This window comes from Lentzea flava (genome assembly GCF_014648475.1).
Classification (GTDB): domain Bacteria; phylum Actinomycetota; class Actinomycetes; order Mycobacteriales; family Pseudonocardiaceae; genus Lentzea; species Lentzea flava.
The window spans coordinates 1-542 of sequence record NZ_BMRE01000183.1 but is presented as its reverse complement, the minus strand read 5'-3'; the positions used below and the strand labels follow the sequence as shown (position 1 = coordinate 542).

Below are 542 nucleotides of genomic sequence, written 5' to 3'. Positions count from 1 at the left end.
CGCGGTTGTCCAGGGTGGTGGTTCCGCGGGTGAGGGAGGGGGGATGTCTTCAGGGGACGGGCAGATTGGTCCAGTTGTGTCTGGTTTGGGTGATGTTGGACAAGGGGTGTCCGACGAGTTCGGTGGTCCGGGTGAGGAGCGGGTCTCGTCCGTGGTGGCGTTGGGTCTGGTGTCTTCAGGGGACGTGCGGTTGCCGCTGGAAGTGCGGAAGAAGCTTGTGGGATGGCGTCCTGGTGTGGGTGAGTTCAATCCGCGTGGGTTTAGTACGTTCGCGGAGGCTGTGGACGATGTCAGTAAGGAGGGTTACGAGATTTCGCTGGAGCGCTCAGCCCAGGGCGGTTTCGTGTCCGGGCTGGCCAGCGATCTGTTCGGTGAATGGGCCACCGAAATGGTCCTCACCCTAGATCCGGCGACCGGAAAATTCTACACGCGCAAAGAGATGGTTGCACTCAGTGGTCTCAACATAAGTGAAAGGACGTTGATTCGGCTTGTGCGTGATCATGTGGCGAGGACGTCGTTTTTGGTGTTGCCGCCGGAGCAGC

The 542-nt window shown here is 60.0% G+C and carries 1 protein-coding gene; it reads left to right on the top strand.

What is annotated here, in order from left to right; translation table 11 throughout:
* Positions 1-106: 106 nt before the first annotated feature.
* A partial coding sequence (locus IEZ09_RS46080) for a hypothetical protein (RefSeq protein ID WP_189260167.1) occupies positions 107-542 on the top strand: 436 nt, incomplete at its 3' end.